We start from the raw sequence: 16,243 nt of genomic DNA on the forward strand, positions 1-16,243 counted from the left end.
CTGGCCTTGATGCGTTTGATAAAGAACAGCTTGCGGATGAATGTGGTGTTGACCGTGGTGATGTACTTGTTGTTGGTGATGGCCATGTTGGCCTTGGTGGTGATGATGACCATGGTGGCCGTGTTGGCCTTGGTGGTGATGATGACCATGGTGACCGTGCTGGCCTTGATGCGTTTGATAAAGAACAGCTTGCGGATGAATGTGGTGTTGACCGTGGTGATGTACTTGTTGTTGGTGGTGGCCGTGTTGGCCTTGGTGATGACCATGGTGGCCGTGCTGGCCTTGATGGTGGTGATGACCTTGATGACCTTGATGACCTTGATGACCTTGGTGATGATGGTGTACATGATGGCCATGTTGTCCCTGGTGATGATGATGTACATGATGACCGTGAACACCTTGCGGATACCCACCTATTCCTCCAGCTACAACACCTACTCCCGGTACCGGAAATCCTGTCTGTACTCCTCCAACGAAAGAAGGAAATGTAGTTGGTGCTCCTACTGGAATTCCTGTCTGTACGCCAGCTACTGATGTTGGAAATCCTCCTGTTACTGTAGGCATTCCAGCCCCTGATGTCGAAAACCCTCCCATTAATGTAGGCATTCCAGTTTGCATGCCAGCTACCGATGTTGGAAATCCTCCTGCTGCTCCACCCATCCAGCTCGGAATTCCACCGTACCCTTGTTGGTCAGCTCCTCCCATTAACATCATTTGTTCATAACTACCCGATCCACCTCCGAAGAAGCCATGTGGTGCATTATTGTCCATCCCTTTCATTCCTTTCACCTCTTCTACTCAATTTAGCCTACCTTTTTTATCATATTTCCTATAGAAGAATAGGTGTTTGTCTTTATTGGAATTCCGCTCCTTTTTCTTCATTCATGATAAAATTAATTAACTGAATATTTTTCTAGGAGGTGTTTCTATTGAAAAACGTAACAAAGGCTTCTATCAATGATTTAGATGCAATCTTACATATTGATATTGATGTAATCGGAGACGATAGTAGACGAGATTATATTAAACACACTATTGATAAGGGCAGATGCATCATTGTAAAAGAAAACAATTCTATTTTGGGTTTTCTAACATATGATACAAATTTCTTTGGTTGTACTTTCCTCTCATTAATCATTGTTTCGCCAGCCAAAAGAAGGCGAGGCTATGCAAGCTCGCTAATCGCATATATGTTAAGTCATTCTCCTACTCAAAAAATCTTTTCTTCAACGAACAAATCGAATAAAAGTATGCAGAAAGTATTTAACGCGAACGGTTTTATACGCAGTGGAATGATTGAAAACTTAGATGAAGGTGATCCTGAGATTATTTTTCACACAAAAAAGCTCAGAGTATAAATACTCTGAGCTTTTATTTAGAATGAATTAGTTTGCAACAACGTTAACAAGTTTTCCAGGAACTACAATTACTTTACGAACTGTTTTTCCTTCGATTTGGTCTTGAATTGCTTCAAGTGCAAGTTGTTCCATTTCTTCTTTTGATGCGTCTTTACTCATTGTTAGTTTTGCGCGAACTTTGCCCATAACTTGAACAACGATTTCAACTTCATCTTCTACAAGTTTAGACTCATCAAATGTTGGCCAGCTTGCATATGTGATTGTTTCATTGTAACCAAGTTTGCTCCATAGTTCTTCCCCGATGTGAGGTGCAACTGGTGCAATCATTTTTACGAAACCTTCTACATATTCTTTCGGAAGTGTTTCAGCTTTGTATGCATCGTTGATGAATACCATCATTTGAGAAATCGCTGTGTTGAAGCGAAGCTCTGCATAGTCTTCTGTTACTTTCTTCACTGTTTGGTGGTAAGCTTTTTCAAGCTCTTTATTTGGTGCATCAGTAATTTTCTCACTTAATTCACCGTTATCTTGAATGAATAGGCGCCATACACGGTCTAGGAAACGACGAGCTCCATCAAGACCATTTTCAGACCAAGCGATTGAAGCATCTAATGGTCCCATGAACATTTCATATAGACGAAGTGTATCTGCACCGTGGCTTGCTACGATATCATCAGGGTTTACAACGTTACCTTTTGATTTACTCATTTTCTCGTTGTTTTCACCTAGAATCATACCTTGGTTGAATAATTGTTGGAACGGCTCTTTCGTTGGAACTACACCGATATCATATAATACTTTATGCCAGAAACGAGCATATAGTAAGTGAAGTACAGCGTGCTCTGCTCCGCCGATATAAATATCAACTGGAAGCCATTGTTTTACTTTTTCAGGATCTACAAGTGCTTCGCTATTGTTTGGATCGATGTAACGTAGGTAATACCAGCAGCTACCAGCCCATTGTGGCATTGTATTCGTTTCACGACGACCTTTTTTACCAGTTTCAGGATCAACAACGTTTACCCACTCTTCAATGTTAGCAAGTGGTGATTCACCTGTACCTGAAGGACGGATGTTTTCTGTTTTCGGAAGAACTAATGGTAATTCTTCTTCTTTCACAGCTGTCATTGTGCCATCTTCCCAATGGATTACTGGAATTGGCTCACCCCAGTAACGTTGACGGCTAAATAACCAGTCACGTAGACGGTACGTTACTTTTTGATTTCCTGCGCTTGTTACTTCAAGCCACTCGATCATTTTTGCGATTGCTTCTTCTTTATTTAAACCATCAAGGAATGCTGAGTTTACGTGTGCACCATCACCTGTGTACACTTCTTTCGTAATATCTCCGCCTTTTACAACTTCCTTCATTGGAAGATTGAATACTGATGCGAATTCATAGTCACGCTCATCGTGAGCTGGAACTGCCATTACAGCACCTGTTCCGTAAGTTGCAAGAACATAATCAGCAATCCAGATTGGTAATTTCTCACCATTTACTGGGTTAACTGCGTAAGCACCAGTGAATACACCAGTTTTCTCTTTCGCAAGTTCTGTACGCTCTAAATCGCTCTTCATTTTAACAGAGTTAATGTAAGCTTCTACAGCTTCTTTTTGATCTGCTGTTGTAATTTCTGCAACAAGTGCATGTTCCGGAGCAAGTACACAATATGTTGCACCAAATAGTGTATCAGGACGCGTTGTGAAAACTGTGAACTTCTCATCTGTACCATCGATGTTGAAGTGTACTTCTGCACCTTCAGAACGACCGATCCAGTTACGCTGCATGTCTTTTAAGCTTTCTGGCCAATCAAGCTCATCTAGATCTTCTAATAGACGATCTCCATAAGCTGTAATTTTTAACATCCACTGTCTCATCGGACGACGCTCAACTGGATGGCCACCGCGCTCACTCTTACCGTCAATGATTTCTTCATTTGCAAGTACTGTACCAAGTGCTGGGCACCAGTTTACAGGTACTTCATCAACGTAAGCTAAACCTTTTTCAAATAGTTTTAGGAAGATCCATTGTGTCCACTTATAGTAGTTTGGATCTGTTGTATTTACTTCACGATCCCAATCGTAAGAGAAGCCTAATGCTTTAATTTGATTACGGAACGTATTAATATTAAGCTCTGTAAATTCTGCCGGGCTGTTTCCAGTATCAAGTGCATATTGCTCTGCTGGAAGACCGAACGCATCCCATCCCATTGGATGAAGAACGTTATATCCTTGCATACGCTTCATACGAGATAAAATATCTGTCGCTGTATAACCTTCTGGATGTCCTACGTGTAGACCTGCACCTGATGGATATGGGAACATATCTAGTGCATAAAATTTTGGTTTTTCTGTCTCATCTGGCGTACGGAATGTTTTATTCTCTTCCCAGTACCCTTGCCACTTCTTCTCAATATTTTGATGATTAAAGCTCATGAGATACCCTCCTTGAAATTCTATTTATTTTCACCGCCCAAAATACAAAAAACCTCTCATCCCCAAAAAGGGACGAGAGGTTATAGATTCCCGCGGTACCACCCTAAATTAATGTACATATATACATTCGCTTAGATCCGTAACGTGGATTAACGGCAATTGCTACTATTAGTTTCACAACTGCAACTCAAAGGCGAGTTCATAACGAAACGTGGATTGACTTGCACCGACCGTCAACTCTCTAAACCAGCTTCTATTACTACTACTCCTTCTCACTGTTATTACAAATATAAGTTAATGTGAACTACCCACCACTTCGTATCTCTAAAGAGCTTACTTGAAGCTAAGGCTTCTCGGTTAATCGTTACTCTTACTAACTAACGAATTCGTCTTAGGACAGCCGAGCTATCTCCCTTGTTCCAAAGGTTGTTTTATTTAAATATATTCTAAAACATGTTACATGTTCCGTCAAACTAAACTGCAATTTTTTCTTCTACTGTTTCTTCTACTTTTACTCGTTTATCATACATGCTCGTTGCAATAATCGCTACTACAAGCATTACCATGATTGCTATAAACAATACTTCCATATTGTATAAATCAACAATTGCTCCGCCAACGACCGGTCCGAACATTTTCCCTACAGTCGCTGCGCTATTTACAACCCCTTGATAAAACCCTAACTTATCTTTTGGTGCAAGTATATTTGCAATGGTCGGAACTGCTGGCCATACGAATAACTCACCGATTGTTAACGTCACCATCGCAACGAGGAACATCGTAAATTGCTGCGCTTGACTTAACACAATAAATGACGCCGCAAAAATGACGATTCCTATCATAATTTGTTGTTTTAAAGAACGCTTCATCCAGCGAATTAACATACTAACAAGTGGCTGCGCACAAACAATCATCGCTCCGTTTATCGTCCATAATAAACTATAATGGCGGAGGCTAATATCTAATTCCCGCATATGAGTCGCAATCGCCCCTTGCCACTGTACATATGTAACCCAGCATAAAGCATATGCTACACATATGATAAGAAGTGCTTTGAATCCTGGTGTAAGTGTCCAGCCTTTTTTCGTTTCGACTTCTTTTTGCACTCCTGGCTCTTTCTTGTCTTCCATACCACGGAATCCAATAAAAGCAATTAAGAAGAAAACAAAGTACAGAACAAAATTGGCTAAGAAAATATAATCAAAACGGTAAGATGCAACTAAACCACCGCACGCTGTTCCGATCGCAATACCAACGTTTTGCCCAACATACATCGCATTAAATGCTCGTCTTCCGCCCTCTGGCCAAACCGTACCGACCATCGCATACATCGATGGGAAGACCATTCCAGAACCAAAGCCGATTAATGCTAACCACACAACATATAACGGCCAACCGTGGAAGAACACAAGACCTAAAATCGATACGAGTGTAATGACAATCCCTACTAAAGTTGATTTGTAACCGCCCCATTTATCAAACAAAACACCGCCGAGCAAGTTTCCGATTACACCAGTAAGCGAGTTGATCATTAATACCATTCCGGCCACAGATAAAGATTTTCCTAGGTGATCATGCAAATAAATTGTATTAAAAGGCCATAAAAAAGAAGCACCCGTGACATTAATAATCATCCCAGCTACTAATAGCCATACTTTCCTTGGCATAGTCTCCCCTCCTATTCTATTTTTCGTTCATCTATAACAGTAAAATTGTAGTCGTTTTTAAATAGGAAGGCAACTGATTAATAGTTGATGAAATTCAGATAATAGCACAAAGACGATTAGAATGTATTCTAATCGTCTTTGTAAAATATTAATCTATAAATAATGGAATCGTTCCCTCGCGAAAGGTTATCCAACTTCCTTTTTACGTTTTGCACTTTCTTTCGCACTCCATTTAAATATTTTGTCTAGTAGAGAGTATATTCTCCCAGACTCCTTCGTTAATAATGGCCCTAGCGACGCCAATATTAAAACATATAAAGCTGAGAATGGTTTAATCGTTGCCATTAAGCCACCCGCTATTCCGAGATTCGCGACAATAATGGAGAATTCCCCACGTGATATAAGTGTTAAACCGATATTCGTAGAAGCCTTATGCGATAACCCGGCTTTACGCCCTGCAATCATTCCAGCTGTAAAATTACCGATGAGAGTAATGAAAACTGCTCCTAATGCCAACCATACTGCTCCTCCAAGCGAAAACGGATCTATACTTAAACCGAAGCTGAAGAAAAATATAGCTCCAAAGAAATCACGAAACGGGACGACGAGATGCTCGATCCGGTCACTATGCTCTGTTTCTGAAAAGACGAGTCCTAACAATAAAGCCCCAATCGCTTCCGCAACATGAATTGTTTCTGAAAATCCTGCTACAAAGAATAAAATAGCGAATATTACGATAATAAAAATTTCGTTTGACGAAATATCTAATACTTTATTTAGGAACGGCGTAGCTTTTCTAGCGATTACAAAGAATAGTAACATATATCCTACTGCGATTAGTACGGATGTAAGAGCACCTACAAATGATGTTGCACCTCCGAGTACTAATCCTGAAACAACTGATAAATATACAGCTAAAAAGATATCATCAAACATAATGATTCCTAAAATTAGCTCTGTCTCTTTATTACCAGATCTTCTTAAATCAACGATTACTTTCGCTACAATTGCACTCGATGAGATTGTAATAATTCCAGCAATAATTAATGTTTCTAGTAAGGGGAAGCCCATGACATATCCATAAAGTAAACCTAATATGAAATTAAGCGATATATGAACACTACCCCCAAAAGCAATCGACTTTCCTGATTTAATTAATTTTTTTATTGAGAATTCTAAGCCTAAATAGAATAGGAGGAATATGACGCCTACACGGCCGAGGAAGGAAATAACTTCTCCGCTTTCAATAAACCTTAAATCGATAAGTCCTAAATCTGGGGCATGAGGCCCCACTAACATACCGAGTATAATGAGAAACGGAATAATCGAGAACTTTAACTTCGCAGCGAGGATAGCTGCAAAAGCTACTAATACTAACGCAGTTCCAACTTCAAAAATTAAAGTATCCATCGATTAGGAATCACCTCCTGCTGAAAGCAATTCATTAATAATTCTTTTCACTTCATGTCTTTCACCCGACAATACGAGCATATCGCCAGCTTCAATAATAGAGTCTGGACCTGGATTAAAGAATTTCTTCATATTCTTTTTCAAAATAGCAATAATCGTTACGTTATACGTTTTTCTGACATGTAAGCTACCAATTGTTTGTTGTACTACTGGTGCACTATTCTCCACCTTAAACCATTCAATTGATAATCCTTCAAAAGCCATCTCAATTGTGTCTAGCGCTTGCGGCCTATATACCATTCCGCCTAATATAGCCGCAATTTGTCTCGCTTCAGAATCACGAAGAGAAATGCTTGAAATACTCTCATCGTGATCCGCATCAAAATGATACATTTCTCTTCGACCATCATCATGAATAACGATAACCATTTTTTCATTACCTTTTGTTATCACTTCGAATTTACATCCAATGCCCGGTAGTTCACTCTCTCTAATATTCATATTTTCCGCCTCCTAAAGTTTTTAGTTACGGCTTTTACAAATCTACATCAATCTCTGTTTTAAACTTCTCATCTTTTGAGATTCCTAAATACTTGAGCGTCTCTGATGGAGTTGCGTGATGAAAATGCTTTTGCAATAGCGCAATCGCTATTCCTCTTTTGTACGCATGAAATCCAAATGTTTTTCGCATTGAATTCGTTCCAATCTTTCCAACAATCCCAACCGCTTCAGCTGCGCTATGGATAACACGATACGCTTGTTGGCGCGAGATTGAATTTGTCGTTTTATTAGATTGAAATACGTAGTTTTCTCTTTGAGCATCAATAGATTGTACGTACTCTAAAAGCGCTTCTTTTACTTTTGTATTTAAATAAATATCTTGTTTAAATTTTTCATCTTTTACAGGAAGAGAATAAAACTCTTTAACAGTTCCATCTTCATTTAATACCTCTTCAAATTTCATACTAAGTAGCTCAGTAATCTTTAATCCAGTGTTGATCCCAATAACAAATAAAAGATAATCTCGCTGCGAGTGCTCTTTTAAATACTTTTTCATATCCTCAATTTGGCTTATATCTTTTAATGCCTCTACAACTTCCATACATGTATCTCCTCATCTTATGAACGGTAATTTTCTCATTATCCTGTCCATTTTACCTTATCATGCTATGAGATTTCCATGTATTATCCATTATTTTCACAATATACTCTTACGACAATTTTTCATTTAGAAATTTATGATTGTACAAATACGGTGTGGGTAGAAAAAATAGGGGGGTACAAATTCAGCTTCTTCCTATAGATCGGATTCCTCCTTTCACTTTTCGGTTACTGATACTCTCATACTATGTTACTTATTTACATTATATTATATATTTCAGTAACATTAAAGTGTTTTTTTTCTGAAAATACAAAAAGCCGAGCACTTTCACTCGACTTTTTCCCTATTAATCTTCTTTTGGAAGAACAATTCCTTTATACAATTGAACTGTAATGAAGTAATAAATCGCATAAATAACTACAAAAATTACGATTGGTACCCAAATACGGAAGTACGGATCAACTAGAATAAATCCGAAAATATTCATACCAACTAATACGTGAGCGATACCTAGAATTGCTGGGAATAAGAATACTAAGAATAGCTCTTTATAAATCGATTTCGTTAATAACTCACGGCGCACACCGATTTTACGAAGCATTTGATAACGCGTAATATCTTTTGATGCACCAGAAAGAATTTTAAACATTAAACAACTTGCCATCATTGCTAAGAATGCAATACCAAGGAAGAACCCCATAAATACTGTTCCACTCGCAATCCCATAGAACATATCGTAAGTTTGATATTTACTGCTCATTCTTTCAGCTGTTACATTTTTATATTTATCTAGCTGCAACTCGTCAAGTTTTTTCCATTCTTTTGTATATGTTAAAAAGTCTTCTGTTTTTCCGATAAATGCTATACCTTCTTTACCATTTATCCCATCGTACATTTTTTGATCTACAATTTTAATTGCATGATCTTCGCTTATATAATAGGGATGAATTGTACTAAAAGCATCTACCCATTCTACTGAAAGCTCTTTAGTATTCGCATCTTTTTCATTCATTTCTCTAGAAACTGCACCTACTGGTAGTTCCGCTGAAACGTTCTTTGTATTCACTAAATCCTTCATCGACTTCATATTCGCCATATCTTTTATTAAAGGACGATTTTTCTCTAAATCTTCTTTTACGTAATAAACATATTTATCATCAACTTTGTAACGATATTCATTTTTCTCTTTAAATGTAATACCATCTAAAATTTTCTTTTCTTCAGCTGTTGGATTATGAACTACTGAATCATATATTACTAAACCATCAACCATTTTTATAACGTTATTTTTAAACGCCATACCACCTGAAATCGCACCAGCTCCAAGCGCTACTAACATCGCTACTGTCGCAAGTACTTTCGTTAAACTATTAATGCGGAAATTTAATTGAGCAAATGTAAAAGCGTTAAGCCCTTTTTCACTACGCTTTTTATTACTTTTTAACTTTTTAATAATAACTGGAAGAAGTGATCCAAATAGCATGTAAGTACCAGTTGTTGTTGTAATTAATGCAATAAGAATTCCCATTTCTCTTAGTTTTTCCATGTAAATCATTGATGCATAGCCAATTCCTAATAAAATAACAGCAAGGATTGCAACGACACCTGTCATTTTTCCTTTTACTGCAACACGCTCTGTTTGTGCATCTGCATGTACAAGTTGCAGTACAGAAATACGTGATAACTTAATACTGTTCATAATTGCTGATAATACAAATAGTGCGAAGAAGAAAATGCAAGTAACAGTCATAGATGGTAGATAAAATGCTTTATAGCCTTCACCAGCGAATTCCAATTGTTTCATTAATAATTGACCGATACCTTCTGCAAGTCCTACACCAACTGTAATACCAATTGCAAGAGACGCAGCACCTAATACAATCGTTTCAATAAACATAAGCAATGTAACTTTATGTTTTTTTGCTCCTAACATCATATACATACCAAACTCTTTTTGACGAAGAGATAATAAGAAAGAGTTCGCATATAAAATATAGAAGAACGTTATAATGGCTAGTAAAAATGAACCTGCTTGGAATACGAATCCAATTGATTGAATAACTGAGTTAGATTCGATAAACGTTTTATTCAGCGCTAACGTTTGGAACATATAAAAAATTGAGATAGACATGACAAGACCAACAAGTAAGACGATATAATCTTTCAGCTTACTTTTCAGCCCCGACATGGAAAGTTTAAATAACATACTGGAACCTCCTTTCTTACGCTTTTTGTGTACCTAAATCTGCAAGTACATCTAAAATTTCTTTGTAGAACTCTTCACGCGTACCACCGCGATGAATTTCTTTATACAGTTCACCGTCTTGAATGAACAAAATACGCTGACAGTAACTTGCACTATACGGATCATGCGTAACCATCATAATCGATACGCCTTGATCTTTATTTAAGTTTGTCATCGCATCAAGTAAGCTCGTTGCATTTTTAGAATCAAGAGCTCCTGTTGGCTCGTCCCCTAAAATAATTGCTGGCTCATGCACAAGCGCGCGCGCTGCTGCTGAACGCTGCTTTTGTCCACCAGATACTTCAGATGGATACTTTTGAAGAATTTCTGTAATCCCTAGCATATTCGCTACTTTCTCTACTTTCGGTCCAATATTACGTGATGAAACACCTTGAAGGGAAAGTGGAAGTGCGATGTTTTCATAAATAGATAAGTTCTCTAATAAGTTAAAGTCTTGGAAAATGAATCCTAACTTTTGTGAACGGAAATCAGAAAGCTCACCTTGTTTCATTTTCGTAATGTCCGTACCCGCAATTTCAACAACGCCGCCCGTTGCTTTATCAAGCGTTGAAATTACATTTAATAATGTCGTTTTACCAGAACCAGATGGTCCCATAATTCCAACAAATTCACCCTCTTGAATTGAGAATGAAACACCTTTTAATGCGTGTGATTGGTTCTCACCTTTTTTACCGTACACTTTTTGAACGTTTTTCACGTCTACAACTGGTTTCGTCATATATATCCTCCTACGCTTGTTTTTCCATTACCTATTTTGCGCCTTTTGGAAGCGAACTGCTATTTGTTAACATTACAATTACCTTACACTTTTGTAATATAAAAAAGGCGTGCTTGTAAGGTTCGTTTTCTTTTGGATCAACCTCATTGATAAATGAAATTTTATCGGCGATTCTCAAAGGAATATCGACTTATCGAAAAAAGATGACAATAAAAATAGACTGTTCCACAAAAGGAACAGTCTATTTCTTTAAAGGTGTTACCGTCCAGTACGTAATAACACGCCAAATCCATTCTAGAGGACCCATCTTAAAGATTTTCATCCAAATTACGCTAAACACAATTTGAATTGCATAAATTGCGATACACACATATAACGTCTGAATATACGTTAAGTTTTCTGCAAAGTTAAATACACTACCAGCAATTAAAATCATTGCAGTTTGTCCGATATAATTCGTTAAAGCCATACGACCGTAGTATTTCAATGGTGCTAACAATGTTTGAACTGGTTTTAACTGAAGTAATAAAATTAATGCTCCTACATAGAAAGCTGAAATAATTGGTCCAACTGTAACACCAATTTTTAAGAATTGACCTGCAGCGTCCATTGTTCCATCTTCATTCATAATTATCATATTTACAAATGGATTAGCAGGAACATGCCCATATTGATACCATATAGCTACTACACTTAAAACAAACATAATGCCTGTAAAAATAGCGACTTGTTTGATTTTCACTGAAAGATTTTCAAACACTTTATACTGCCCTGCAGCAAGACCTAATAAAATTAAACCTAATGGTAATAATTCCTTAGCTGCCATAATACTAAAAGCTATCGTAAGAATAAGACCAATTACTAAATTCACTTCTTTTTTCGCTTTATAAAACGGTAAAACGACTAATCCACAAATTGCGTATAAGGCTAGTGCTTCTCCAGGCTGAAACATTTGATGAATTAAACCAAAAATAAATAGTGCAACTACGCGGCGTAGAAATAGAACGTACCCATTCTTCCCTTTCGCAATTGCTCTTGTAATGAATATATAAAATCCTACTCCAAATAAGAATGAGAAAATCGAGAAGAAACGACCTTCTACAAATAAGTATAGAAACCTTTGATAACTAGCATCTACTGTATTAGGATCTGGCACTTTAATATTCAGTAGCGCTAGAATATTTACTAAAATAATCCCCAGTAATGCGAAGCCACGAATGTAATCTAACTCATCAATTCGTTTGTTTGTAATGTTGTTCCCCATAAAGCAACTCCTTGTCCAAAATTTAATCCTCCCTTACTCTACTGGAAAAGTAAGTTTACAACTATCAGCAAACCTTACAGAAATCTTACATTATTGTCATATAGCAAAATAAAACCAGGTCATATTGCGACCTGGTTTACTCTGATTGTTTTGATCTTTGAGGTTGTCCTTTTTTACTATTACGCTGCTTCACTTGCACAACCGGATCAAGCTCATTTGAAAACTCAGCGTTATGTCCATTTTGCGTTTTTTGCTCTGGATTATTTTGATCTGAACGTTTCGCCATTACATTCACTCCTTATTAGTGCGGTGTAATAATCATTTGATGTTGCAGTTGGCGAATTGCCATGCGTGCTCTATTTAACTGCTCACGTTGCTCATCATTCGCATGTTGCTGCATCGTTTGTAAATCGTTATATGCTTGTTCTAATTGTAACTGCGCATCTGAATACTCCATCGTATTGTAATGCTCTTGTCTCATACCAAGATCTAATTGTTCTTTCGCATATTCCACAGCTTGCTCCGCTTGTGTAATATACGATTCAAGTGATTGACGCTCTGCCATAATTGTCCCTCCTTGCTTCAATTCCCCTTTAGTGTGTCCCTTCCATCTCTACCTTATGAGTATGTTATAATGGATTTTGTTTCATTTTGACTCGGCTTAGGAGGGAAAATAATGAAGGTTCAAAACCCTTTTCCATATACAAACGACAATAAACGTTATCATACATGGAATTACCATTTACGAAATGAATTTGGTGAAAAAATCTTTAAAGTTTCATTAGATGCTGGCTTCGATTGCCCGAACCGTGACGGTACAGTTGCTTATGGCGGTTGTACATTTTGCAGCGCTGCTGGATCTGGTGACTTCGCTGGCGATCGCCGCGATGATGTTATAACGCAATATCATGAAATGAAAGAAAAAATGCGCTCGAAGTGGAAAGATGGCAAATGTATCGCTTATTTCCAAGCATACACAAATACACACGCACCACTTGAAGTGTTAAAAGAAAAATTCGAACCGCTTCTAGCAGAAAAAGACGTTGTCGGTCTTTCTATTGCGACTCGTCCAGATTGTTTACCTGACGATGTCGTTGAATATTTAGCGGCCTTAAATAAACGCACGTATCTTTGGGTTGAACTTGGACTACAAACCGTTCATGAACGAACTGCAAACCTTATTAATCGCGCTCATGACTACCCATCTTACGTGGAAGGCGTAAATAAATTACGTAAGCATGGTATTAGAGTTTGCTCTCATATTATTAACGGTCTTCCCCTTGAAGATTACGACATGATGATGGAAACAGCTCGTGAAGTAGCGAAGCTTGATGTACAAGGAATTAAAATTCATTTACTTCATTTATTAAAAGGAACACCAATGGTGAAGCAATATGAAAAAGGACAACTAGAATTCCTTTCTCTTGAGGATTACGTAAGTCTCGTTGTTGACCAACTTGAAATGATTCCAGAAGACGTAATTGTGCACCGCATCACAGGTGACGGCCCACCTGATTTAATGATTGGTCCCATGTGGAGCTTAAATAAATGGGAAGTATTAAATTCCATCGATGCAGAATTTGTACGCCGCGGAAGCTGGCAAGGGAAATATGCAAATGAGGAGAAACAAAAATGAAATTAGAACGTGTATTACCGTTTGCTCGCACACTCTTGCAAACGACTGTTAAAGAAGGCGATTACGCTGTAGATGCAACACTTGGAAATGGTCATGATACTTGCTTCCTAGCTGAAATTGTTGGAGATAACGGAAAAGTATTTGGATTTGATATTCAAAAAGAAGCAATTGAAAGTTCTACTATCCGTCTAAAAGAAAAAAAACTTTTCGAGCGTACTGTTTTAGTTCACGATAGTCACGATACACTTGCATCCATATTGCCAGAAGATGCGAAAGGAAAAGTAACAGGCGCAATCTTCAACTTAGGTTACCTTCCAGGCGGAGACAAACACATCGTTACAAAGCCGAACTCAACAATCTCGGCAATTGAACAATTACTAGAAGTAATGGCACCTGAAGGAATCATCGTCCTTGTCATTTACCACGGACACCCAGAAGGACAAGTAGAACGCGACGCTGTTCTCAAATTTGCAGAAGAACTAGACCAAAAACAAGCTCACGTACTGCGATATGGCTTCATTAACCAGCAAAATAACCCGCCATTTATTGTAGCGATTGAGAAGCGATAAAGTGAAACTTTAATCAGCCCTCACCAATCGGGAATTTGCTTGAGAATTATATCAACGATTTTTCAATTATATCTATCGTAACTCCCAATATATCAACGATTTTTTCGATATATCTATCATAACTTACAAAATATCAACGATTTTTCAGATATATCGATCGTTCGACAAAACATAACAAAAAAAGACGTGCACTCATTGCACGTCTTTTTCTTATTCTCCTATATAATGGATGTATACAATATTTGAAGAAAGAAGGATAGAACTTTGCTAGTAGAACTAAGGGGAATTCAAAAGAAGTATGGCAAATCACTTATACTAGACAACATTGATTTATCCATTCCAGAAGGAGAAGCACTCGCTATTATTGGCAGGAACGGGACTGGAAAAAGTACTCTACTCAAAATAATTGCAGGATTTATTTCACCTGCGGCAGGGACACTTCAAAAAAAAGAACATATACAAATCGGTTATGTACCTGAACATTTTCCTGAAGGGATTCGTTTTACATTAGAAGATTATCTATATCATCTCGGTCACATTCACGGTTTATCAACAAAATATTTAAAAGATAAAATTCCGATGCTTCTTGAATCTTTTCATTTACATCATGCAAGACATTCCGTTGTACGAAACTTTTCAAAAGGTATGAAACAAAAAACTGGTATTATGCAAGCATTGCTTACGGACGTCCATTTATTAATTTTAGATGAACCTCTTTCGGGGCTCGATCCTAACTCTCAGCAAGAATTAGAACATATTTTACTCTCATTAAAACGACAAGGCATATCTATACTCTTCACATGTCACGAAAAGCAACTACTAGAAAACTTCGCCGATAGAATTGTGACGTTAGCAAATCATACAATCACGGAAAATATCTCTGTGCAAAAATCAGCAGAACAAGTCTATATTGAAGCAATTGTTCACGAAACATTTTCAGCGATAGAACTACGGAAACAATTAGGATTTATACACGTTGTACACAATTCAAATCAAAACCTTATTCAATTACAAATCGAAAAAGAATATACAAACGAAATGCTTCAGTTTTTATTACATAAAAAAGCATCTATCACACTGCTACAACCTAACTTTTAAATCGAAAGAAGGTTTATTATGTTCGCGCTTATTCGTTACCATTTTCTCGACTATACAAAATCGTATAAGTACGTCCCTCCTATTGCGATGTACTTTGTGAGCTTACTTTTTGTATATACATATAAACCGACTCCTATTGTACCGACATACTTAGAAACAACTCTCGCCCTTTATTTATTATCTGCCTGGATTACAGTCACAATTTTTCATACTGAAGACCCTGTACAAGAACAAATTACTATTTCTCATACAAATAATATTTCAGCATTATACGTTGGTAAATATATTACAGCTCTTCTCATTTGTACTGTTTTATCTTTTATATCCGTAATCTATCCAATTTTTTTACAAATGTTTAATGAAGAAATGACAGTTTCTTTATTTTTAGTCGGATTTCTCGCTCACATGTCTTTCTCTATACTAGGAATTTCAATTGCAACTTTATTTACTAGAAATATGATTCAAAAAGCAAGCACAGCTTGGCTTAGCCTGACATTTATATTACTTATAACGATCGCCTCAATCCGGTTTAAGAAAGAGTTTCTATGGTTTTTACCACCTGTCGAAAGCTTCCTAATGCTTGGACAATACAAATATAATATACTGACTCACACGCTATGGCTCACAGCTTGGGCTATCGTATATTCATTTTTATTACTTACTTTATTTCTTTTTGTCATTCGCAAAAAACGTTTTTAATTACATATTAAAGGAGACAA

At 37.2% G+C, this 16,243-nt stretch carries 16 protein-coding genes and 1 other annotated feature; of the genes, 5 read left to right on the top strand and 11 right to left on the bottom strand.

Features of this window, described 5'->3' with window-relative positions:
• Window positions 1-780: hypothetical protein (locus FS802_RS23675; RefSeq protein WP_144525530.1), on the bottom strand; the 780-nt coding region annotated here is incomplete at its 3' end.
• Between the two features lie 149 nt (window positions 781-929).
• Here FS802_RS23675 and FS802_RS23680 point away from each other — a divergent pair.
• Window positions 930-1,358, top strand: coding sequence for a GNAT family N-acetyltransferase (locus tag FS802_RS23680; protein ID WP_000800321.1), 429 nt, complete (start codon window positions 930-932; stop codon window positions 1,356-1,358).
• Between the two features lie 27 nt (window positions 1,359-1,385).
• On the opposite strand, the gene leuS is transcribed toward FS802_RS23680, so the two are convergent.
• From leuS to FS802_RS23735, 10 genes are all read right to left on the bottom strand, one after another.
• Entirely contained in the window at window positions 1,386-3,794 is a 2,409-nt protein-coding gene (gene leuS / locus FS802_RS23685) for a leucine--tRNA ligase (protein ID WP_000009480.1), read from the bottom strand.
• A 65-nt stretch (window positions 3,795-3,859) separates the two neighbouring features.
• Window positions 3,860-4,079, bottom strand: a binding site (T-box leader).
• Between the two features lie 188 nt (window positions 4,080-4,267).
• Complete coding sequence (locus FS802_RS23690; RefSeq protein WP_088107410.1) at window positions 4,268-5,461, bottom strand: MDR family MFS transporter; 1,194 nt, start codon at window positions 5,459-5,461, stop codon at window positions 4,268-4,270.
• A 186-nt stretch (window positions 5,462-5,647) separates the two neighbouring features.
• Window positions 5,648-6,871, bottom strand: a complete 1,224-nt coding sequence (locus tag FS802_RS23695) for a cation:proton antiporter (protein WP_002167528.1) — start codon at window positions 6,869-6,871, stop codon at window positions 5,648-5,650.
• 3 nt (window positions 6,872-6,874) lie between these two features.
• Window positions 6,875-7,372, bottom strand: a complete 498-nt coding sequence (locus tag FS802_RS23700; RefSeq protein WP_098654869.1) for a cation:proton antiporter regulatory subunit — start codon at window positions 7,370-7,372, stop codon at window positions 6,875-6,877.
• 34 nt (window positions 7,373-7,406) lie between these two features.
• Complete coding sequence (locus tag FS802_RS23705; RefSeq protein WP_098654868.1) at window positions 7,407-7,973, bottom strand: tyrosine-type recombinase/integrase; 567 nt, start codon at window positions 7,971-7,973, stop codon at window positions 7,407-7,409.
• A gap of 346 nt (window positions 7,974-8,319) precedes the next feature.
• Window positions 8,320-10,179 (bottom strand): FtsX-like permease family protein, encoded by a 1,860-nt coding sequence (locus FS802_RS23715; protein WP_000897807.1) that lies wholly within the window; start codon window positions 10,177-10,179, stop codon window positions 8,320-8,322.
• A gap of 16 nt (window positions 10,180-10,195) precedes the next feature.
• Window positions 10,196-10,957 carry an ABC transporter ATP-binding protein gene (locus tag FS802_RS23720; protein ID WP_087984865.1) on the bottom strand — a complete coding sequence of 254 codons (762 nt, stop codon included), beginning with the start codon at window positions 10,955-10,957 and terminating at the stop codon, window positions 10,196-10,198.
• A gap of 241 nt (window positions 10,958-11,198) precedes the next feature.
• Complete coding sequence (locus FS802_RS23725; RefSeq protein WP_098654867.1) at window positions 11,199-12,221, bottom strand: DUF418 domain-containing protein; 1,023 nt, start codon at window positions 12,219-12,221, stop codon at window positions 11,199-11,201.
• A gap of 136 nt (window positions 12,222-12,357) precedes the next feature.
• A complete protein-coding gene (locus tag FS802_RS23730) occupies window positions 12,358-12,507 on the bottom strand; it encodes a hypothetical protein (protein WP_001129345.1) in 150 nt (49 codons plus the stop codon).
• Between the two features lie 15 nt (window positions 12,508-12,522).
• Window positions 12,523-12,786 (bottom strand): YtzC family protein, encoded by a 264-nt coding sequence (locus FS802_RS23735; protein WP_000840865.1) that lies wholly within the window; start codon window positions 12,784-12,786, stop codon window positions 12,523-12,525.
• A 111-nt stretch (window positions 12,787-12,897) separates the two neighbouring features.
• Between FS802_RS23735 and mnmL the strand changes: the two genes are divergently transcribed.
• The 4 genes from mnmL to FS802_RS23760 all read left to right on the top strand — a co-directional run bounded on the left by mnmL (window position 12,898) and on the right by FS802_RS23760 (window position 16,223).
• Window positions 12,898-13,857, top strand: a complete 960-nt coding sequence (mnmL, locus tag FS802_RS23740) for a tRNA modification radical SAM protein MnmL/YtqA (protein ID WP_000868026.1) — start codon at window positions 12,898-12,900, stop codon at window positions 13,855-13,857.
• Entirely contained in the window at window positions 13,854-14,426 is a 573-nt protein-coding gene (gene mnmM, locus FS802_RS23745; RefSeq protein WP_000764504.1) for a tRNA 5-(aminomethyl)-2-thiouridylate-methyltransferase MnmM, read from the top strand. The genes mnmL and mnmM overlap by 4 nt, the downstream gene beginning before the upstream one ends.
• A 264-nt stretch (window positions 14,427-14,690) precedes the next feature.
• Window positions 14,691-15,524 (top strand): ABC transporter ATP-binding protein, encoded by an 834-nt coding sequence (locus FS802_RS23755; protein ID WP_098654866.1) that lies wholly within the window; start codon window positions 14,691-14,693, stop codon window positions 15,522-15,524.
• A gap of 18 nt (window positions 15,525-15,542) precedes the next feature.
• A complete protein-coding gene (locus FS802_RS23760; RefSeq protein ID WP_098654865.1) occupies window positions 15,543-16,223 on the top strand; it encodes an ABC transporter permease in 681 nt (226 codons plus the stop codon).
• Window positions 16,224-16,243 lie beyond the last annotated feature (20 nt).

The organism is Bacillus sp. DE0042 (genome assembly GCF_007680225.1).
Classification (GTDB): Bacteria; Bacillota; Bacilli; order Bacillales; family Bacillaceae_G; genus Bacillus_A; species Bacillus_A wiedmannii.